The sequence below is a fragment of the Streptomyces sp. NPDC019224 genome (assembly GCF_040632605.1).
Lineage (GTDB): Bacteria > Actinomycetota > Actinomycetes > Streptomycetales > Streptomycetaceae > Streptomyces.
Map to the genome: position 1 here is coordinate 18,199 of NZ_JBEYCF010000005.1, position 20,457 is coordinate 38,655.

Annotated in this window: 12 protein-coding genes and 2 pseudogenes; 9 read left to right on the top strand and 5 right to left on the bottom strand. The window is 71.2% G+C overall.

The features are described from left to right. Positions 1-80: 80 nt before the first annotated feature. The 3 genes and pseudogenes from ABZ564_RS04750 to ABZ564_RS04760 form a co-directional block, all read left to right on the top strand. Positions 81-1,475: pseudogene (locus ABZ564_RS04750) on the top strand (ATP-binding domain-containing protein); the annotation flags it as partial. Positions 1,476-1,572: 97 nt separating this feature from the next. Further along, positions 1,573-2,754 (top strand): ATP-binding protein, encoded by a 1,182-nt coding sequence (locus ABZ564_RS04755; RefSeq protein ID WP_360849440.1) that lies wholly within the window; start codon positions 1,573-1,575, stop codon positions 2,752-2,754. Beyond that, positions 2,751-3,794 (top strand): AAA family ATPase, encoded by a 1,044-nt coding sequence (locus ABZ564_RS04760; protein ID WP_360849443.1) that lies wholly within the window; start codon positions 2,751-2,753, stop codon positions 3,792-3,794. The genes ABZ564_RS04755 and ABZ564_RS04760 overlap by 4 nt, the downstream gene beginning before the upstream one ends. 39 nt (positions 3,795-3,833) lie before the next feature. Here ABZ564_RS04760 and ABZ564_RS04765 read toward each other — a convergent pair whose 3' ends face one another. Next, entirely contained in the window at positions 3,834-6,386 is a 2,553-nt protein-coding gene (locus ABZ564_RS04765; protein WP_360849446.1) for a DUF262 domain-containing protein, read from the bottom strand. Positions 6,387-6,654: 268 nt separating this feature from the next. Between ABZ564_RS04765 and ABZ564_RS04770 the strand changes: the two genes are divergently transcribed. Next, positions 6,655-11,688, top strand: a complete 5,034-nt coding sequence (locus ABZ564_RS04770) for an AAA domain-containing protein (protein WP_360849449.1) — start codon at positions 6,655-6,657, stop codon at positions 11,686-11,688. A 44-nt stretch (positions 11,689-11,732) separates the two neighbouring features. On the opposite strand, the gene ABZ564_RS04775 is transcribed toward ABZ564_RS04770, so the two are convergent. Further along, positions 11,733-13,907, bottom strand: coding sequence for a UvrD-helicase domain-containing protein (locus tag ABZ564_RS04775; protein WP_360849452.1), 2,175 nt, complete (start codon positions 13,905-13,907; stop codon positions 11,733-11,735). Between the two features lie 227 nt (positions 13,908-14,134). On the opposite strand from ABZ564_RS04775, the gene ABZ564_RS04780 reads away from it, so the two are divergent. Together ABZ564_RS04780 and ABZ564_RS04785 are read left to right on the top strand one after the other, a co-directional pair. Next, entirely contained in the window at positions 14,135-14,602 is a 468-nt protein-coding gene (locus ABZ564_RS04780; RefSeq protein WP_360849454.1) for a Zn-binding domain-containing protein, read from the top strand. Positions 14,603-14,647: 45 nt separating this feature from the next. After that, a pseudogene (locus tag ABZ564_RS04785) lies at positions 14,648-14,830 on the top strand (phosphatidylserine synthase); the annotation flags it as partial. Here ABZ564_RS04785 and ABZ564_RS04790 read toward each other — a convergent pair. Next, positions 14,821-15,828 (bottom strand): DUF3533 domain-containing protein, encoded by a 1,008-nt coding sequence (locus ABZ564_RS04790; RefSeq protein ID WP_360849457.1) that lies wholly within the window; start codon positions 15,826-15,828, stop codon positions 14,821-14,823. The pseudogene ABZ564_RS04785 and the gene ABZ564_RS04790 overlap by 10 nt on opposite strands. A 250-nt stretch (positions 15,829-16,078) precedes the next feature. Between ABZ564_RS04790 and ABZ564_RS04795 the strand changes: the two genes are divergently transcribed. Together ABZ564_RS04795 and ABZ564_RS04800 are read left to right on the top strand one after the other, a co-directional pair. Beyond that, the gene (locus tag ABZ564_RS04795) at positions 16,079-16,972 is read left to right on the top strand and encodes an alpha/beta fold hydrolase (RefSeq protein ID WP_360849460.1); all 894 of its coding nucleotides are present in this window, start codon (positions 16,079-16,081) and stop codon (positions 16,970-16,972) included. 85 nt (positions 16,973-17,057) lie between these two features. Beyond that, complete coding sequence (locus ABZ564_RS04800) at positions 17,058-18,536, top strand: trifunctional class I SAM-dependent methyltransferase/NUDIX hydrolase/VOC family protein (protein ID WP_360849463.1); 1,479 nt, start codon at positions 17,058-17,060, stop codon at positions 18,534-18,536. Positions 18,537-18,597: 61 nt separating this feature from the next. On the opposite strand, the gene ABZ564_RS04805 is transcribed toward ABZ564_RS04800, so the two are convergent. Continuing rightward, positions 18,598-19,095 (bottom strand): DUF402 domain-containing protein, encoded by a 498-nt coding sequence (locus ABZ564_RS04805; RefSeq protein WP_360849466.1) that lies wholly within the window; start codon positions 19,093-19,095, stop codon positions 18,598-18,600. After that, positions 19,076-19,996 carry a GNAT family N-acetyltransferase gene (locus ABZ564_RS04810; RefSeq protein ID WP_360849469.1) on the bottom strand — a complete coding sequence of 307 codons (921 nt, stop codon included), beginning with the start codon at positions 19,994-19,996 and terminating at the stop codon, positions 19,076-19,078. The genes ABZ564_RS04805 and ABZ564_RS04810 overlap by 20 nt, the downstream gene beginning before the upstream one ends. Before the next feature lie 69 nt (positions 19,997-20,065). Here ABZ564_RS04810 and ABZ564_RS04815 point away from each other — a divergent pair, with 69 nt between their 5' ends. Continuing rightward, positions 20,066-20,440 carry a GntR family transcriptional regulator gene (locus ABZ564_RS04815; RefSeq protein ID WP_360849472.1) on the top strand — a complete coding sequence of 125 codons (375 nt, stop codon included), beginning with the start codon at positions 20,066-20,068 and terminating at the stop codon, positions 20,438-20,440. The last annotated feature ends 17 nt before the right edge of the window (positions 20,441-20,457 follow it).

A 20,457-nucleotide genomic window follows, 5' to 3' on the forward strand; every position in this document is an offset into this window, starting at 1 on the left:
CCGGCTGGCTCGACGAGATCGGGCGCAACCTGGACGCGTCCGAAGACCTCACGGAGCGGGAACGCGAAGCGGTGACCGTCCTGGCCGCAGGCCAGGCCAAGGGCATGGAGTACGACCACGTGCTCGTCGTCGAGCCCGCCACCATCGCCTCGCGCGGCCCGGCAGGGCTTCGACAGCTCTACATCGCACTCACCCGCAGCACTCAGAGCCTGACTGTCCTGCACACGGCCCCGCTTCCCGACGCCCTGACGAAGGCCCCCGAGCCGCTTCCGCTTCCCCGTACCGCCCCCGGACCCGAGGGGGCCGAAGAGCTTCCGGAGATCGGCACCGACATCCGTGTCCGGGTGATCGGCCACACCACCGGAGGCAACTACAAGGTCGAGGCCGTCGAACCCACCACGGGCCGTCCGCTGCTGATGGCCGTGCGCCACGGCTCCGCACCCCCGGCAAAAGGCGCCGAACTGGACGCCTGGGTGCTGCGCCACGCGTCGAGCGTCAGCTTCGTCACCGTCGACGAACGAGGGCGACGGCCCATCTCGGTGACGATGGCCCGGCGGTACGCGCGAGCTCTCGGCGTCGTCGAGGAACTGGCCGCCGGCACCGTCCCGGACGACTTCCGGGCAGGCCTCTCGGAACTCAAGGGCATGGCCAACCGGTGCCTGCGGCTGGACCAGCACGACTGGCTGGACGTATGGCGCGTGCTCGGTTCGCCGGACAGGGCCGGACTGAACCGGCTGCGCGACCTGGCGGCCGGCGTCACTCGGGCCACGCCTTCCGGGGGGCCGGACCTGGACCGGTTCCGTACGGAGCTGGAAGCCAGTGGCTGGGCCGGGGCCCTGTCGGCAGCGCGGCAGGACATCGAGCGTCGCATCGCGGCCGCCGGTCCGCCGGCGGGCGAGGAAGTCCCGGGCCCCGGATCTGCCGAGCCGGCCGTGCCGCCCGCCGCCTCCGAGCAGTCCCGCGCGACCGAGTCCCCCGTGCCGTCCGACCCGAAGGAAACCGACTCCATGACCTCACCCTCCGCCGCCCTCGCCCCCTCGGAGCCGGCTGCGAGTGCCGGACTCCGTCAGGTCCTGGAGGACGCTGCCGCGGCCGACCGCGCGTGCAGGACCCATGAGGCGGTGCGCTTCGAACTGATGGGTGCCCTCCTGCGGGCCGACCGCCAGCCCGAGCCCGGCTCCCCGGTCGTGGACGTGGCCTGCGGGACCGAGGACGGGCACGTGCTGTACGAGGTGCTCGGCGCCGGTCTCGCTGCCTACACCGACCTCCGGGCGGGTGCGGTCCGCCTCCTGGAGATCAACCACACCCTGTCCGAACCCGCCGGCGTCCTCTGCCTCGTCCTGGCCTGCCCGCCGGCCGAGGACTGGTCGGCCGCCGCCGTTCGCGACGTCTTCGGCGTCCACGTCCTGTGGCGCACCCGGGACGGCTGGGACGGGGAGGGCGTCGAGGTGGCGCTGGGGCCGGTTCGAGGGTGATCGCGCCGCCGGGCCGGCGGTTTCGTGGTGATCCGCGGGAGGCACGCCGGGCTCGTTCACGGAAACCCGGCAGAATGCTGATGTGAACGCAAACCCAGTGGACCTGGCAGACACCCTCGGGACCAGTGAGAGCCCCGTCCTGGAGTTCAAGCGCGTGGCCAAACGGGAAGGCAGGCGAGGGGACGCGATCGGCAATGCCGTCTGCGCCATGGCCAACGATCTGCCCGGCAAAGGCGGCGGGGACATCCTCATCGGTGTCGCGGACGACGGGACTCCGGTCGGTGATGTGGACGTCAGCGACCGGGCACTGCTCGCGCTGACCGATCTTCGGGACGACGGACGCATCCTGGACCGGCCGTCGTTCACCGTGCAGGCGGCTGTCTACCGGGGGCAACCGGTGGTGCATATTCATGTGGAGGCCTCCGCCGCGTTGCCGGTACGTTTCGAGGGAGTGGTGTGGGTGCGCCCCGGCCCCACCACGCGGAAGGCGACCCGGGAGGACGAACGGGTTCTCGCCGAGCGCCGGCGTGCAGGTGACCTTCCATTCGACGCGCGTCCTGTCGCCGGTACCACGCTTGACGATCTTGATCTCGATCTGTTCCGCCAGGCGTACCTGCCCTCCTTGGTGGGCCCCGAGGTCATCGAGGAGAACGGCCGCCCGGTCGACTTGCAGCTGGCCTCGCTGCACCTCGCGATCCCGGACGGTCGGCCGACGGCGCTCGGGCTGCTCGCGGTCGGCCTTGACCCGAGCAGTTGGATTCCCGGGGCATACGTGCAGTTCGTGCGGTACCAGGGCACTGACTTGGACGCGCCGGTCGCCGACGATCAGGAACTGCGCCAGAACCTCGTAGGCGTGGCCGCCCGGCTCGAACCGTTGCTGCGGAGCAATCTGCGCACCCGCCTGGTCGAGGAGGGCTTCCGGGAGACCCCGCAGCCCGACTACCCGCTGGAGGCCTTGCGGGAGTTGTCCATGAACGCGCTCATGCACCGGAATTACGAAACCTCGTACGCGCCGGTCCGTATCGCCTGGTTCGACGACCGGATCGAGCTGACCAATCCTGGTGGACCGTACGGTCAGGTGCGGGACGACAATTTCGACCGTGTGACCGACTACCGCAACCCGTCCCTCGCCGCCGCCATGAAGGGCATGGGCTACGTGAACCGGTTCGGCCGGGGCATTGGTCGGGTCAAGGCTTCGCTCGAACGCAACGGGAATCCGCCAGCGGAATTCCAGGTCGACGACTCGTCGTGGGCCGTCACCCTTCGGAGGGCTTCGTGACCCGGACGTCGATCGCGCTTTTCAACAACAAGGGCGGCGTGGGCAAGACGACCCTCACCTATCACCTGGCCCATATGTTCTGCAGGATGGGTCTTACCGTGCTGGCCGTGGATCTGGACCCGCAGGCCAACCTCACCTCGATGTGCCTGGACGAGACCGAGATCGAAGAACTCTGGGACAACAAGTCGGAACTCATCGCCCAAGGCGCCGTTTGGTCCGCGCTGCCGGGTACGGGTCGCGTACGCAGCGGGCAGACGATCGCGGACGCCGTACGGCCGATTCTGGAGGGGACGGGTGACATCGCCACCGTCGAGCCTGCGGAACTGCAGCCGGGCCTCTGGCTGCTGGCCGGCAGCCTGGACCTCAGCCGCTTCGAGGACAAGCTGTCCAACGAGTGGTTCAAGACGTTCGCGGGTGACATCGCGGCGATTCGTACCACCACTGCCTTCCACCGTGTGGTGGAGCGGGCCGCCGCGGCAGTCGATGCGGACATCGTGCTGATCGACGTCGGCCCCAACCTCGGGGCGATCAACCGGTCCGCCCTTATTGCGGCGGACACGGTGCTGATGCCTCTCGCGGCCGATCTGTTCTCACTGAAGGGGCTCAGTAACCTCGGTCCCACACTGCGTGACTGGCGCAGGAACTGGCAGCAGCTCGTGCTGCCCCAGGTGCCGCCGGGTTTCTCCGCCCCGCGTGCGGACATGCGACCGCTCGGGTACGTGATCATGCAGCCCGAGATGAGGCTGGACCGGCCGGTGAAGGCCTACGTGCGGTGGTTGCAGCGCATCCCATGGGTGTACGCGGCGGCCGTACTTGACGAGGAAGCCCCTGAGCACGGCGACGACCGGCATCGCATCGCCACTCTTCGCAACTACCGCAGCCTCATGCCGCTCGCCCATGACGCGCGCAAGCCCATGTTCGACCTCAAGGCCGCTGACGGTGCCCTCGGCAGCACACAGAAGTACGTGCAGACCTGCTATCGAGAGTTCCACGGGCTTGCCGAGGGCGTGCTCGCGCGTACGGGGGAGCCCGGCCTGTAACGCGGAGTGGTCCCTGCCGGCCGACACCGACCGCATGGATCAGTCCCTGCGCGCCAGATCCAGCGCTGCCGTGTGGATGAACCAGTCCAGCGCCTCGCAGATCGCTTCGCCGTGCTCGTCGAAGACCGAGAGTGGGAACGAGGGGCGCAGTTCCAGTTTGGCCTCCGGAAGATCGATGCCGTCGACCTGGTTGAGGCGTTGCAGCAACTCGCGGCGGTTCTCGGAATCGTCGAAGGGGGTGCGGTCCTTCAGGTACTGGAAGACGACCTCGACCGTCCCACTGACCGGGTAGAGGCCGAGGGGCCACAACAGGTGCGGGCGGGTGCTCGTGCCGGCGTCGAGGGTGGGGAAGCAGCTCGTCTCCTCGTGCCGGCCGTAATCGAGATGTCCGCCCTGGCGGCGCCAGAAGTCGAGCGCTGAGAGGACCCCGGCCTCCGCCGCCGGCCAATGCGCCTGCAGCTGGCTGCGGAAGCGTGCGGCCGCCTCCGCGTTCTCGTTGTCCGGAAGCGGATCGTGGGCGGCCTGCGGGGTCACGTCCCTGCCCAGCAGAGTGGCCAGTTCGGCGGCCGTCAGGCGCTGGGACTTGTGGGCGCGGCCGTAGCGGTCGAACCGTACGCCCTCGTTCCGGAGCACATCCTGGGGCGGCGGCCGGTCGTCGCCGTCGGGCCAGCGGAACCCGGCGGATACCTTTCCCTCGGAGTTCAGCACCCTGTGGGCGCCGATCACCGTCGGATTGGCCGCCAGGTAGGCGCCGACCGGTACCGGATGGCTGCCGATGAGCTCGGCCACGTCGCCGTACGCCGTCCAGGAGCCGCTGGGCATGGCGACGAGCGCCGCCCGCAGCTCGGTCCAGTTCGACGACTCCTCGGCGGCCGGACGGAAACCGCCGAGCGGGCCGGGCCACAGCTCCACCGCACGCTGCCAGAGATTGTCGGCGCGGGCCAGGATCTCCGCCTTGCCCCAACGCTTTGACGAGGCGATCTCCAAATTCATCCGCAGTGCACTGGAATCGAGGATCTGCTGCTTGCGCTGGAAGGGATGGTTGGACAGCTTGGAGTTGTCTCCGGTGAGGGTCAGATTGCCCAGAGTGTGCACCAGCAGGTCGTGCAACTCCTGGGGTGCCTGGCCTTCCTCCGTCTCCTCGGCGAGGAGGTCGAACCAGGCCTGCGCCGGCCGCTGGGGCAGGACGTGCTCCACGCTGAGGGACGCCTTGGCGAAGTCGACCGGCTCGCTGGGGGAGTAGCTCTCCTCCAGCCGGCGCAGGATGTAGCCGCGCTGCGGAGGGCGTCCGCTCCAGTAGAACGGCTTGCTGCGAATCGCCGCACGCAACTCTTCGTCGCTCGGCCACCGGCGTCGCTTCCCCGAGAGGAAGCGCCGGACGGCCTCGGCGGCCGGACGGTCGGTCTCCAGGTCCTTGGGGGCCTCCATGAAGATGCGGTTGATCCCCGCGGTCGGTGTCTGGCAGATGAGACGTCTGGTCAGGTACGACTCGACGTAGAGCAACGCCTCGGCGGCGTCCTGCGCGCTCGTTGTGCCCGCGTCGACCAGGTCCAGCAGGTGCAGGGCCAGCGGGTAGTGCGTCTGGCCGCCCCAGGCGGCCAGACGCTCCAGGGCCGCGCGCAAGGGGGCCGAAGGTTCCAGGGAAGGTTCGATGATGCGCATGAACCGCTGGGCCCGCTCCGACAGCCGGGCGATCTCCAGCTGCAGCGCCTCCTCGTTACCCGCGAGGGGCTGCAGTCGCTTCTGCTGCTCGCGATAGATTTCGCTCTGTTTGGTCTTGTTGTGGCCGCGGACGACCAGGTCGAGCCAGACCAGCAGCTCCAGATTCTTCGGTCCCAGTCTCTGCTGCATCGGAAGCCACAGTTCCTGGTACACCCGCTCACCCCGCTGGGGCAGCAGCATGAAGATGTAGTTGCGCAGCAGGTCGCTCTGGCTGAGGCCGACGCCGGTGTTGTTGATGGACTCGAAGATCCGGTAGACGTTGTCGCCGGGCTCGGCGGTGATCTCGACGATGGACAGCAGGCCCTTCAGGGCGTTCTCCACGGCCTTCAGCCAGTCCTGCGGGTCTGCCGCGCCCTCCTGCCCCTCGGCGAGTGTTCCCCGGAAGAACCGGTACGCGCCGCCGATGTTGCCGCCGCCGCCGGCCTGGGGGGCGGAGCCGATGCACTCGGTGAATGCCTGCCGGTCGGCCTGCGTGGGCAGAAGGCGGTAGTGGTCCAGCGCTTCCTGGTACTCGTTCACGAGGATCTGGCGGTGGATCCGCTCGGCCCCACGAGGATCGCCCGAGTCCTTGAGCTGGTCACGCAGTGCGGTGAACGCCAGCATCAGTGTGGTGAGGCGCTGTTGGCCGTCCACGACCAGCCACTTCGCCACGCCCCCCGCCTGGATCTGCCCCGGTGCCAGAACGACGGATCCGAGGAAATGGGGTGCGGTCGCCTCACCCGCCAGATGCTGCTCGACCAGTTCGCCCACGTCCTCCCAGAGCCGCAGAAGCTGATCCCGGCCCCAGCTGTACGTTCGCTGGTAGAGCGGGACCTGGAATTGCTTCTCCCCCTGGACGAGGTTGAGGAAAGTGATCTCCTGGGCGCGCATGCGGTTCCCTTCCCCTGCTGCGACCGGTGCGTTCACCTGGTCGAAGACGTGCCGGGCGCTTCCGGGAGCTTAGGTGAAGATCGAAGGAGGAGCAGCCCTTCGATCAAAGATTTCCATTTCCTCTGTGAACTAAGCGCATAATCAAACGGCGAGGGCTAGGCACTGCTACGCTTCGCTCGTGTGCTGAGTTCACACACGGGGCGAGGTAGTGGGGTGGCGTGTGGGCCAGAGTGAGAACGTCCAGACCGAAGCGGACGACGCCGCTCGCGTGCGGCAGATCTTTCGGTTCCTGGCCGAGGCGGAGGAGTCCCGGACGCGTCCTGTCCGGACGCTCGACGGCGCGGCCGCTGCCGTGTGGTTCGAGGATCTGCCGGACGACCCCGGAGTGTCCGTCATGACGGACGGTGCTCTCGCGACCGACGATCCCGCCTGGCTGACCGTCGTACGGCCCCGTCGCGAGGATGCGCCGCGGCCGGCGGCGTTGCTCGAACCGTGGGTCGACGACACACGGATCAGGGACTTCAAGCAGTCCCGCGCCCCGCACCTGATGCGGCGCATCGAGCCGGAGTTCCCGGACTGGTCCGAGGGCATTCCGCTGGAGAAGACCTACCACGAGCTGGAGCACCACCCGAAGCGGGAGAAGATCGAGAAGCTGTACGCGGCCTGGGAACAGGAATGGTCCGCGTGGGCCCAGCGGCGACGCGCGATCGATCCACTGGTCAGACTGTACGACCGGCTCCACCGGATGCACGAGGACGCCGCCGATCTCGGCGAGGCGTATGAACTCGTTCTGGGATTCGGCCGGCTGACGTGGCAGACGCCGGAGGGCCAGCGGGTGGAGCGACACCTGGTGACCCGCCGGGCCACACTCCGGCTCGACCCGTCCACCGGCACCCTCACCGCGGCCCCCGACCCGGACGGGGTGGGGGTGGAGCTGGAGGAGGGGATGCTCGACGGTGCGCAGCACGTGCCCGGTCCCGTACGCGAAGAGATCGTCGAGGTGCTGGCGGGCGCTGCGGACGCCACCGAACCGGAGCAGCTCGACGCCCTGCACACCGCTCTGCGCAGCTGGACCCATGCGGCGCACAGCGCGGGCGACTACCAGCCGTCGATGCGGCGTGCGACCCCGCCCTCACTGGACGTGCCCCATGTGGGGTTCACCCCGGCACTCGTTCTGCGCGAGCGCAATCGCCGTTCCACGCTCGACGCGCTCAAGTCCATCGCCCGCCAGATCGACGCCGGCACCCCGCCCACCGAGCTGCTGAGTCATGTCGCGGGACGCGACGGTGCCCTCACCGCCGCCGACCTCGTGGCGGCACGGGAGGGCGGCACCCAGGACGACGCGGGCGAGGTGTACTTCGCGCTTCCGGCCAACGAGGAACAGCGCACCATCGCCGAACGGCTGCGCGCCAACCGGCTCGTCGTCGTCCAGGGGCCGCCCGGTACCGGCAAGACGCACACCATCGCCAATCTCGTGACCGACCTGCTGGCCCAGGGCAAGCGGGTCCTGATCACCAGCCACACCCCGCGGGCGCTGCGGGTGCTTCGGGACAAGCTGCCCGAGTCCGTGCGCGACCTGTGCGTGAGCCGCACCGAGGACGGCGCCGCCGCGCAGCGCGAGCTGGAAGGAGCGGTCTCCAGGATTCTCAGCGAGTACGCCGGCTACGACCCGAAGTTCTCGGAGCGCGAGATCCGCAGGCTGCAGGCCCGGCTGGCCGACGCCAGGTCGGTGCAGCACGCCATGCTCCGGGACCTGAGCACGCTGCGGCAGCAGGAGACCGTGCGCTTCGAGGCGGAGATCGGGGATTACAGCGGCAGTCTCCAGGCGATCGCCGAGAGGCTGGCCGCCGAGAAGGACAGCTACGCCTGGATCGGTCCGGTGCCCCAGGAACAGCCGTCGCTGACCGCGGAGAGCGCGTTGCGGCTCCTGTACGCCACGCGGGGCTACACGCCGCGGCACCAGGAACTCGCAGCGGACGTGCCCGGCCCCGCGGAGCTTCCGGGACCGGCTGACTTCGAGGACGCGGTACGTGTCGTGCTGTCCGCCGAACAGACGCACGAGGCGGTCCGGGACGACGAGCTGAGCCGGCGCTACGACGCCGCTGTGCAGGGACTGGACGCGGCCGAACAGCGCCGGGTCGCGACCGCGCTCGGCGCGTTCGCCACCGCACGGGTACGGGCGGGGGCCCTGGCGGCCGCCGCCGGCGCCTGGGCGGGTGACCTGCTGGGCGAGGTCGCGGCGGGCCAGGACTGGCTGACCCGCAGCCGGCACACGGCCGTCACCGAGGTCCTGGCCGCTGCCGACGCCTCACTCGGCGTACTGGGCAATGTCATGGTCAGTGGGCTGGAGCAGTACGACCCGGCGGTGGCGCTCGGCCATGCCACAACCCTCTACGACGGGCTGCGCAAGGGGCAGAAGCTGCGTGGACCGCTCGGGACCCGCTCGAAGCTCGCCAAGGCCGTCGGCTTCTTCGTGGAGTCCGTGCGCGTCGACGGGCGGGCCCCGGAGGACGCCGACACCGCGGCCGTCGTGCTGGCCCGGGTGCAGCTCGAGCTCCGGCTCTCCCAGGCCGAGTCGGAGTGGGGGACGGCCACTGCGGCCTGGCAGGGGGCCGGTCCGCGACTGGCCCGCCTGCGCCGGGACGCCGAGGCGCTCGACGCTCTCCTCGCTGTCGCGACGGCCCGCACCGAGGTGCTCACGGCCGCCGCGACCTCCGCGGAACTGAGCGTCGCGGCCTGGCAGGACCAGGCCGTGGAGAACGCCGTACGGGCGCTGCTGCGCGCGGCGAGCACCCTCCACGCGGCCGAGCAGCCGCGCCGGATCATCGCCGAGGCCGAGGAACTGCTGCGCGTCTGGAGCGACCGGCCCGGTGCCTCCCCGGCGGTACGGCGGGGGCTGGACGCCGTACGGGCCCGGGACCCGGAGGGCTACCGCGAGTTCAGCGAGGAGATCGCCCAGGTCCGTGAGGCGGCCGGGCTCCGTGCCGCGTACCTGGCCGCGCGCGCGGCCGTCGAGGAGAGGTTCCCGTCCCTGGCCGAACGGGTGGCCGGCCACGCCGACGACCGGAGCTGGGACGAGAGGCTCCCCGCCCTCGTCGAGGCGTGGGCCTGGTCGGCCTGGCAGGACCGTATGGAGCGGCTCACCGATCCGGAGGCCGAACGGGAGCTGCGCCGTCGCCTCACCGAGGCCGACGACGAGGCCCGCATCATGCTGGCGAGAGTCGCGGCGGCACGGGCCTGGCACCGCTGCCTCGGACTGCTCACCGGTGACCAGTCCCGGGCCCTCAGCGCCTACCAGCAGGCCGCCCGGCGGATCAAGGGCAAGTACCAGCACCGCTACCGGCGTGATGCCCAGGCCGCACTGCGCAAGGCGCAGACCGCCGTGCCCGCTTGGATCATGCCGTTGCACCAGGTCGCCGAGACCGTGCCGATGGACCGGCCGGGCATCTTCGACGTCGTGATCGTCGACGAGGCCAGCCAGTCCGGTCTCGAGGCCATGCTGCTGAGCTGGCTGGCGGACCGCATGGTCGTCGTCGGGGACAGCAAGCAGGTGAGCCCGTCCAACGTCGGACTCAAACAGGACCAGTACTTCCATCTCAGGGACCGCCTGCTCACCGGTCTGGACGCGGAGGTGCGGAGCCTGTTCGGTCCCGAGTCCAGCTTCTTCGATCTCGCGGAGGCGCTATCGGCCGGCCGGGGCACGCTCATGCTCAAGGAGCACTTCCGGTGCATGCCGGAGATCATCGCCTTCTCCAACGAGCTCTGCTACGACCGTCGGCTCCAGCCCCTTCGCCAGTACGGAGCGGACCGGCTCCCTCCTGTGCGTACGGTCCACGTCGAGAACGGCGAGGCGGTGGGCACGGCCGCCCGGCTCGCGAACGCCGCCGAGGCGGAGGCGCTCGTCGCCGAACTGGTGCGCTGCTGCGCCGATCCCGCGTACGAGGGCCGGAGCATGGGTGTCATCAGCCTGCGGGGCAGCAAGGCGCATCTGGAGGGGCTGGAGAACCTGCTTGCCGAGCGGCTCGACTACGCGGAGCGGGAACGCCGCCGGATCAGGGTCGGTGACGCGGAGGACTTCCAGGGCGACGAGCGCAGCGTCATGTTCGTCTCGTGCGTCAACTCCCCGACCACCGTCGGGGGAACGGTGCCCGGAGGCTTCACCGGCAAGTCGTACGAGCAGCGCCTCAACGTCGCGGCCTCCCGTGCCCAGGACCAGCTGTGGGTCTTCCACAGCGCCCGCCCGGCGCAGTTCCATCAGAACGACCTGCGCCGCCGCTGGCTCGATCAGCTGACCCGGCCGGCCGAGGAGGAGACCGCCGGGGTGACGGGCGAGGTGCTGCCCGATGTGCGGCACAAGGCGTTCGACAGCCTTTTCCAGCAGCAGGTGTATCTGGAACTCACCGCGCGCGACTACCGGGTCCGTCCGGGCTACCGGGTCGGACGGCACGCGATCGACCTGGTTGTCGAGGGCGGAACGAGGCGGCTTGCGGTGGCCTGCGACGGCGACACCTTCGCCGAGGGCGAGGACGCCTCGACGGGGGCGGCCCGCCAGCGTGACCTGGAGCGGGTCGACTGGGCGTTCGTCCGTATCCGGGGCAGCCGTTTCCACCTGAACCGCGAGCAGGCGCTGGCGCCGCTGTGGGCGGAGCTGGAGCGGCTGGGCATCGAACCGGTGGCCGAGGAGATCCCGGATGTACCGGATGAGGAGCCCGGGGCCGCCGACGCGGAACCGGCCGCGGAGGAGCCCGGCACGTCCACGGCCGTCGTCGTTCCCTCCGAACGGACCTCCGGGGCGGTCGCGGCGGAGCGGCGCGAAGAGCGGCGCGGTGCTCCGGGGGTCTTCCCCGTGCGGTCGATCCCGGTGGGGGCGTTCCAGCGGGTGATGGGGGAGATGGGTGGTCTGCAGGCGGCCGTTGACTTCCCCGATGAGACCCCCGCAGGTATCGACCCGGCCAACCTCGTGTTCCTGCGCAAGACACAGGCGGACCAGCGCGAGCGCCGGACGAAGCGGCTGGCGTTCCTGCGCGCCTTCCTCGACGCGGTCACCGTCGCAGACGGCACCGAAGTTCCATCCGTTGTGGTGCCGGGAGCGCTGTTCACCCTGGAGTTCGACGGCGGGGTGGCCGAGGAGTCGCTCCACACGGTCGCCGAACTGCCCGCAGGAGAGCCGGGGGTGGAGGTCGTCTCGCCCTCCTCGCCGCTGGGGCACGCTCTGATGTGGCAGCGGGCGGGGCGAGAGGTGTCGTACAACGCGTCCTCGGGCAAGGCACACACGGTCCTGATCCGGGGGATCAGGGCCTGAGTCGCCATGCCGGCCGCCGCCCCGAGGAGGCGGCCGGTGGTTGTTCAGCCCGCCACGGGATCCAGCATCGGGCTGCGCACCCCGTTCCAGGTGACCGCCAGCGCGTCCCGTGCTCGGGTGCACGCGACGAACAGGAGGCAGTGCTCGGCCAGCAGGTCGGACTGGTGCTGGACCGGGTCCACTTCGGCCGGAGTCACCTGCTGGGCGAACGGGAGCACCTTGGCCGTCACGCCGACCACGGCCACGCAGCGGAACTCCAGGCCCTTCATGGCGTGCATCGTGGCGACCCGTACCCCCGGCGTGCCCGGGCCCGGGTCGTCCTTCACGGCGACGGCGGGGACGCCCTCCCGGCGCAGGCGGGCGATGACAGCGTCGACCAGGGTGTTGAAACGGGCGCACACCGCGACCTCCGAGTGCTTCACCCCGTCCCGGTCGGTCCAGTCCCTGATCTGCTTCACCAGTGCGGAGATCTCCTCGTCCTGGTTTCCGTACCCGTTCGCGGCCGGGATCCTGCCGTGCAGCTGGGAGCGGTAGCCCCGCAGCGAGTCGGGTCCGCCTTCGGTGTCGTCGTCCTCACCGAGGCGGCCCACCGGCTGACCGTCGAGGAGCGAGGCGGACCAGCGGAGGATCTCCTCCGTGCTGCGGTAGTTCAGGCGCAGGCGGGAGGTGCGGCCCCGCACATGGATGTTCAGCGAGCGCAAGGAGACCCGGGAGTCGTAGATGCGCTGGTGGGGATCACCCACGAGGAACATGTCGTCCGGTTGGGGTGCTACGCAGGCGCGGAGCACCCGCCACTGGGCCGGGTGGAGGTCCTGGGCCTCGTCGACCACGACGTGCCGGTAGCGCGGTCCGCTGTCGGCCAGGACACGCGCAGCCTGGTCGCTGAGCTGTGTGTACGTCGCCGAGTGGCGGGAGGACACGTCCTCGGTGAAGCGGTTCATCACCCGCCACAGCCTGGCCCGCTGCACCCTCCCCACCTGCGTACCGCGTCCCCTGCGCACGCAGCGGAGGTAGTCCTCGGGAGTGCGGAGTCCCTGGGCGAGTACGACGTTGCGGAACTCCTGGGACAGGAACTGCTCGTTCCACGGGAGGTTTTCTCGCGCCGAGGCTCTGGTCCAGGCGCTCCTCTCGGCGGTCGCGGAGAGCGGTCGCGGGGCGGCCGAGCCGCGCGCCTCACGAAGGACCCGGGCCGCCAGCGAGTCCACCGTGGTCACATCGACCCGCTTGAGCAGATGGGCGTCGGCCTCACCGAGCAGGAGCGCCAGGCTGTCCCTCAGGTTGGCGGCCATCGCGTTGGTGAAGGTGGTCAGCAGGATCCGGTCCTCGTCGCAACCGGTGCGCAGGAGATGGCGTACGCGGTGCAGCGCGACCACCGTCTTGCCGGTGCCCGGCCCACCAGTGACCTGGGCGGGCCCGTTGAAGCCCGGGTGGTGGGCGAAGCGGCGCTGTGCGGGGTGGAGGAAGATCCGCCAGCGTGTCAGGTCCTCGGTGAGGATGCGTTCGAGTTCGCCGGGGCCGGTCACTTCCACGATGCGGTCGGAGGTGTTGAGGATGGCCTCGCTGAGCGTCACGGCGGGCCGGTCACCGGCGGTGCGGACCGTCTGGCCCCGGGGCGCGATCAGCTGCTCCCAGACGTCCTCGGGCGAGTAGCCGGCCGCCAGGAACTCCAGCACCTCGTACTGGTCCGCCGGCATCATCGGCGGCGCCATCACCGACAGGTCCTCGGCGGTGACGCAGACTCTGGCCAGACGCAGGACCTGGTCATCGACGCCGAGATCCCGCAGCACGGTGTCCGAGTGCTGTTCGAAGAGCCGGGCGGGGGTCGTCTCCGCCTTGGTCTCGAAGTACGTCTCCATTTGCTCCAGGGCCTCGACGTTGCGTACTTCGAGGCCGCCGGTCGCGCCGTTGACGGAGTAGGCGCGTCGGCAGGCCCAGTTGATCGCCTCGTCGTGCGGGGCCACCTTCAGCAGGGTGAACAACTCGCTGTCGTCGTCGGGTGCGAGGAGGACGCCGCGGTAGGACTTCGTGATGCGGATCGTGCGGATCCTGCGGTCGCGCGCCTGCTCCAGCTTCTCCAGGTGCAACCCCTTGCTCGCGTGGAGCTGGGGGACGGTCATGCCGCGGAACATCTGTATCGCGTCCTTCACCTCTTTCTGCACCGGACGTTGCAGGGAGACGAGATCCGCGACGAAGTCGTCGGAGAGGGCGAGTCGAGGCATGGGCGTCCTCATGTCAGTCGGTGGCCGGTGGTCGGGAAACAGCCTAGAGACTTCCTGCCCGCAGTTGTACGGCAGCACCACCTTCTTAAGTGTGAACTCAGTCAATCGGTCATGTGTATCACTCTGTTGTATGCTTGGCCGGTCTTCTCGTGCCCCCGGTTCCGTCCGAGAGGATCCCGCATGCCGGCCCAGAATGCCCCGGCCCTGTTCCACATCCACTGGACGACGTGCCGCAGGACTTCCTCGCCGGCGACGAACAGAACCCGCGGGCGGGCATCCTCGTCCACACCGCCGTGCCGGACTCCGAAGGCGCGCTCGGCGGACTGGTCTCGCTGGCGGAGGAACGGGGCCTCGACCGGATCGTGCGCCGTGCCCTGGCCGACGCCTCCCGCTGCTCGGCCGACCCGCTCTGCTCGGAACGGCTGCCGCACGCCCCGGCCGACTTCCTGCACGGAGCCGCCTGCCACCTCTGTCTGTTCGTCTCCGAGACAACCTGCGAGCGTGGCAACCGTTTCCTCGACCGCCGCTTCCTCGTCCCGCTCACCGGGGACAAGGACCTGGTGCTGACGCCGGCGACCACGGCACGCGGGGTGCGTGTCCATGTGGTGGTGGAGACCCTGGCCGGTGCGAGGGGGCTCCTCTCGGGCCGCGAGCCGGCCAGGGCCTTCGCCTCCATACCCGGGCTGTGCCTGTGACACTGGGTACGGGACCGGGGCACCGATTCCTTCGGCCGTCAGCACGCAGAACTGGCCGTCGCCGACCGGCGCGTCCTCTTCTTGGGAAGTGCGAATCTCGCGGAGTCGGCGGCGCGGCGCAACATCGAGGCGGGGGTCCTGGTCAGAGGTGGGGACGCGCCGCAGCGGGCAGCCGAGCACATCGTGGAACTTCAGCGCCTGGGAGTGCTCCGGCGCCTTCATCCCTGAGTGTCCGGCTCCCTCCTCCGCAGGGCCGTCAGCAACGTGCCCGCCGTGCCCGCCACCGCCCACGCGGACAGCACCAGCAGGGGGCCGGTCACGGCGTTGCCCCGGAAGTACGCGATCGAGCGCGCCGTCCAGGTCGAGGCGCCCGGCGGCAGGGCGGGGCCGATCGCGCGCCAGAAGTCCGGGAGCATCGGGAGCGGGAAGGCGCCGCCCGCGCTCGGGTTGCCCGCGACGACCACGATCAGGACGGCCAGGCCGATGCCGACGACGCCGGTGAGGGCCTCCAGGGCGAGGGTGATCATGCCGACCGCGAAGACGGTCAGCGCGCCCAGACCCGACAGGCCCCAGAAGCTTCCGGGCAGGGCGTCGAGGATGGGGCCGGTGATGAGCGCGCCGCCGAGGCCGCCCGCGATCGAGTACAGCGCCATGACCCCGGTCCGGATCAGCGCGCGCTCCCGGTTGGCCGGGCGGCTGCCCGCGCTGATCGCCAGGATCGAGGCGCAGAGGTAGCCGCCGACGCACCAGCCCACGGCCAGGTAGAACGCGGACAGCCCGTCGAAGTCCTGGCGTGAGGCCGGGGCCACGTCGACGGCGCGCGCGGTGCGCCGCTGCTCCGCCTCGACCTTCTTGACGATCTTCGTCAGGGAGTCGGCCAGGACGGTGCCTCCGCCGGAGGCGACGAGCACGGTGTCCCGCGTGCCCCGGGGGTCGACGATCAGGGCCCCGTCGAGCTCGCGGTCGAGGATCTGGCGGCGGGCGGTGGCCTCGTCGGTGACCGCGCGGGCGTCGAGCGGACCGCCGGGGAGGCCGTTCAGTTCGGTGACGAGGCGGGCGGACACCTGCCGGGGCGCGACGACGCCGAAGGGGACGTCCGTGGGCTTCGGGTTGTGCAGCGCCCCGATGTAGGACGTGATGAACAGCAGCTGGAGCGCCAGTACCCCGAGGACGAGCAGGGCGGCCCGGGGGGTGACGGCGTTCTTCACCTCGTCGGCGAAAGTCATGCCCCCACGCTCCGGGGTGCCCGCCGCCCGCGCAGTCGGGGCGCGGCCGAACGGCGGAAGGGGTGGAAGGGGCGGAGGCGCCGGACGCCCCGCGCGCGGCCCCGCACTTTTTACCGACGCGTAACTTCCCAGGAATCCCTACTCGTGCGTAATTTGGCATGAGCACGCAGAACAGCAGCAGGAACTTGTGGTCCGGGCCGCAGGGTGCACAGACGTCGCAATTCCCTTGAGCCGCAAGGAGACCCCCACGATGCTGCCCCGGACCCGCGCCCCGCGCTCCCCACGCGCCCGCCGGACGCTCGCCGCACTGCTTCTCGCCGTCGCCGCGGTCGCCACCCCCACGGCCACCGCGGCGGCCGCCCCCGCCGCCGCGACAGCCACCACTTCGCGCGGCTGGAACGACTACTCCTGCAAGCCCTCCGCCGCCCACCCCCGCCCCGTCGTCCTGGTCCACGGCACCTTCGGGAACTCGGTCGACAACTGGCTCGTCCTCGCCCCCTACCTGGTGAACCGGGGCTACTGCGTCTACTCCCTCGACTACGGCCAACTGCCCGGCGTGCCGGTCTTCAACGGCCTCGGCCCGATCGACGAGTCGGCCGGGCAGCTCGCCTCCTTCGTCGACCGGGTGCTCGCCTCCACCGGCGCCGCCAAGGCGGACATCGTCGGCCACTCCCAGGGCGGCATGATGCCGAACTACTACCTGAAGTTCCTCGGCGGAGCGGCCAAGGTGAACGCCCTGATCGGGCTCGCGCCCGACAACCACGGCACCACGCTGCTCGGCCTGACCGAGCTCCTGCCGTACTTCCCCGGCGCCGCGTACCTGCTCGAGGCCGGTACGCCCTCACTCGCCGACCAGGTGGCCGGATCGCCCTTCATCACCAAGCTCAACTCCCGGCCGGACACCGTGCCCGGAGTGCGCTACACCGTCATCGCCACCCGCTACGACGAGGTCGTGACCCCGTACCGCACGCAGTTCCTGGACGGACCCGACGTGCGCAACGTCCTGCTGCAGGACCTGTGCCCGGTCGACCTGTCCGAGCACGTGGCCATCGGGACCATCGACCGGGTCGCTTACCACGAGGTGGCGAACGCCCTGGACCCGGCGCACGCCACCCCGACCACCTGCGCCTCGGTCATCGGCTGAGACCGCACCACCGCTCCCCGTCCCGGCGAGGTCCCTCCCCGCCGGGACGGGGGGTGTTGTCAGTGGCGGCTGGCACGATCGGATCATGACGACGACCGACTGGGACTCCGCCGCCGCCACCTTCGACGAGGAGGCCGACCACGGGCTGCTCGACCCCGTGGTCCGCCGCGCCTGGGCGCGCCGGCTGGAGAGCTGGCTGCCCGCCGAGGCCTCCGATGTGCTCGACCTCGGCTGCGGTACGGGGAGCCTGGCCCTGCTCGCGGCCGGCCTGGGCCACCGGCTCACCGCCGTGGACAGCTCGCCGCGCATGGTGGAGCGGGCCCGCGCCAAGCTGGCCGGCACGGGGGCCGGGGTGCTGGTGGGGGACGCCGCCCGGCCGCCCGTCGGGGACCGGAAGTTCGACGTGATCCTCGCCCGGCACGTGGTGTGGCTGCTGCCCGACCCGGGGACCGTCCTGCGCCACTGGGCCGGACTGCTGCGCCCGGGCGGCCGACTGGTGCTGGTGGAAGGCGTGTGGAACGGCGACGGTCTGTCCGCCGAACACCTCACCACGCTGCTCGCCCCGCTCACCGAACGCGTCCACCACGAGCGGTTGTCCGACGACCGCGACCTGTGGGGCAAGGAGGTCGACGACGTGCGCTACGCCCTGGTGGCCCGCACCCGCCGGCCGCGCCGTCACACCGAGGTCGTCGACGTGCACCTGATCCTCCGCCGCGGCTCCGACGTCCTGCTCGCCCGCCGGGCCGGCACGGGATACGCGGACGGCCTGCTGCACGCCCCGTCCGGCCATGTGGAGGACGGCGAGGACGTGCGGGAGGCGGTGATCAGGGAGGCGGCCGAGGAGATCGGACTCGCCCTGGACCCGGCGGAGCTGCGCGTGGCCCTGGTCATGCAGCACCGGGGCCCGGGCGGCGACCCCCGGACGGGCTGGTTCTTCGAAGCGGAGTACGACCGGACGAGGCCCCCGTACAACCGCGAACCCGACAAGTGCTCCGAGCTGGCCTGGTACCCGCTGGACGGCCTCCCCGACGACATGGTCGCGTACTGCCGCGCGGGCCTCGACGGCTACCGGGCGGGGGAGCGCTTCCTGATCCACTGGCACCAGGACGGCGACCCGGTCGCGTACGAACCGGAGGGCGAGCGCCGGGCGGTGGCGCTGCCGGCCGGCGGGACCCGCACCGGGCGGGTCCACCACATCGAGCTGTGGGTGCCCGACCTGGCGGCGGCCGCGCCCGGCTGGGACTGGCTCCTGGGCGAGCTGGGTCATGCCCCGTACCAGCAGTGGGCGCACGGGCGCAGCTGGCGGCGCGGGGACAGCTACGTGGTGATCGAGCAGTCGCCCGACCTGGCCGCCGGGGCACACGAGCGGCGACGCCCCGGACTCAATCACCTGGCGTTCCACGTCGAGCACCGGGCGGCCCTGGACGCGCTGGTGGCCCGGGCCCCGGACCACGGCTGGCGGCTGCTCTTCGCGGACCGCCATCCGCACGCGGGCGGCGAGGACCGCGTGGCCGCCTACCTGGAGGACGCGGCGGGGTACGAGGTGGAGCTGGTGGTGCGCTGAGGGAGCGCCGGCCGGGCTCGGCACGGCAGCCCGGCCACGCCCTTCTCCGTGCGCGGCGGGCTCAGCCCAGCAGTGCGGCCAGGCCCTCCTCCGTGCGCGCGAGCCGTTCCAGCTCGTCGAGCGCCGCCACCGCGGCCCGCGCCGCCTCCGGGTCGCGGCCGACCAGACCGCTCGCGGCGAACTCGTCCTCGTCCAGGCGCAGGACGGCGGAACGGTCGGCCGACACCCACAGGTCGAGGTCCAGGTCCTCGACGGTCAGCTCGCCCTCCCGGACCACGGCCGGCCGGGTCACATCGCAGTACCAGCCCTTGAGTTCGCCCGAACCCGTGCGGACCTCCTTCACCGCGAACCACGCGTCGCGCCAGTAGTGCTCGGTGAAGACGTCGCCCGGCTCGAAGCGGACGAAGCCGAAGTCGCGCACGCCCGGGGCGGCCCAGGGCGCCCGCACGGTCACCCGGGTGCCGTCGTCGGCGACCAGGGCCGCCGGATACCTGATCTTGGTCTTTCCGGCCTTGACCAGGACGACGGTCAGAGCGGTGTCAGCCGAGGCGGCGGACATGACGTACCTCCGTTGCGCAGATCTCGTAGCCGAACCAGCGGTTGATGGCCGGCATCGGCCCGTTGTCGGCGTCGTTGCCGGTGCAGGCGTCGGTGTACCCGGCGGCGCGCGCCCGGTGCAGCGAGTCGTTCTTCGCGAGCTTGGCGAGGCCGCGCCCCCGGTGGGCCCGCCGGGTGCCCGTCATCCCCGACCAGTAGCGGTCCACCCCGTCGGTCCGCGCGGCGCTGAAGGCCGCCACCTCGCCACCGGCCACCACGACCGAGGTGAGGCGGTGGTCGAGACCGGGGGCGCGCCAGGTCTCGGTGAGCCACTCCTCGTAGTCGTCGAGCCGGGCGGGCGTGTCGCTGGGCTCGTCCGCCGTGGTCTCGGCGTCCGCATCGAAGAGCGGGCGCGGGTCGTCGGCGAAGTCGGCGGCCGTACGCAGCTCTACCCCGGCCGACAGCTCCTGACGGGGCGGCAGCGAACCGTTCGCCAGGTCCAGATGGAGGAAGTGGGCGGACCGGCTCGGCGTGTAGCCGTGCTTCGCGGCGAACGCCCGGCTGTCCGGCGTGTCGAGGACCCAGGTGTGGACCGAGACCGCGCCGGCCAGGGCCAGGTACTCCTCGGCGGTCCGCGGCAGCAGCGTCCCCGCGCCCCGGCCGGTCCGCTCCGGGTGGGTGTACGGATGGCAGAACGCCTGCCCGGGCTCGGGGCTCTCATGGGCCAGACCCACCTGCGCCGTCGCGATGACCTCGCCGTCCTCCTCGGCGACCAGCATCCGGTACCGCCGTCCGGCCGGGGCACCGGTCAGCTCGGAGACCGCCTGCTCCGGTGTGGTGATCATGTACGGGAGAGCGGCCCGCCGCACCCGCACCCACCCCTCGGCGTCGGCGGGCCGGAAGTCGCGCACGAGGACAGTCATGGGCCGGACCGTACCGATGCCCCCGCCCCGCCCGCCTCCCATTTTCGGCCGGTGGGGGACAATCGGCCCGTGACTCTGAAGATCGCCGTGGACCCGGACTCCGGCACCGCCCCGTACGAGCAGTTGCGCACGCAGATCTCCGAACAGGCCCGCTCCGGCGCGCTGCCGGTCGGCTACCGGCTCCCGACGGTACGCGGCTTCGCCGAGGAGCTGGGCCTGGCCGCCAACACGGTCGCCAAGGCGTACCGGGCGCTGGAGGCGGACGGCGTCATCGAGACCCGCGGCCGCAACGGCACGTTCGTCGCCGCCGCGGGCGGCACCGCCGACCGCCATGCCGCCGCGGCGGCCCGCGGCTACGCGGAACAGGCCCGCCGCCTCGGCCTCTCCGACGCCCGCGCCCTGGAGCTCGCCGAGGACGCGGTCCGGGCGGTGTTCGAGGACTGAGGGGCGGCGCTCCGGGC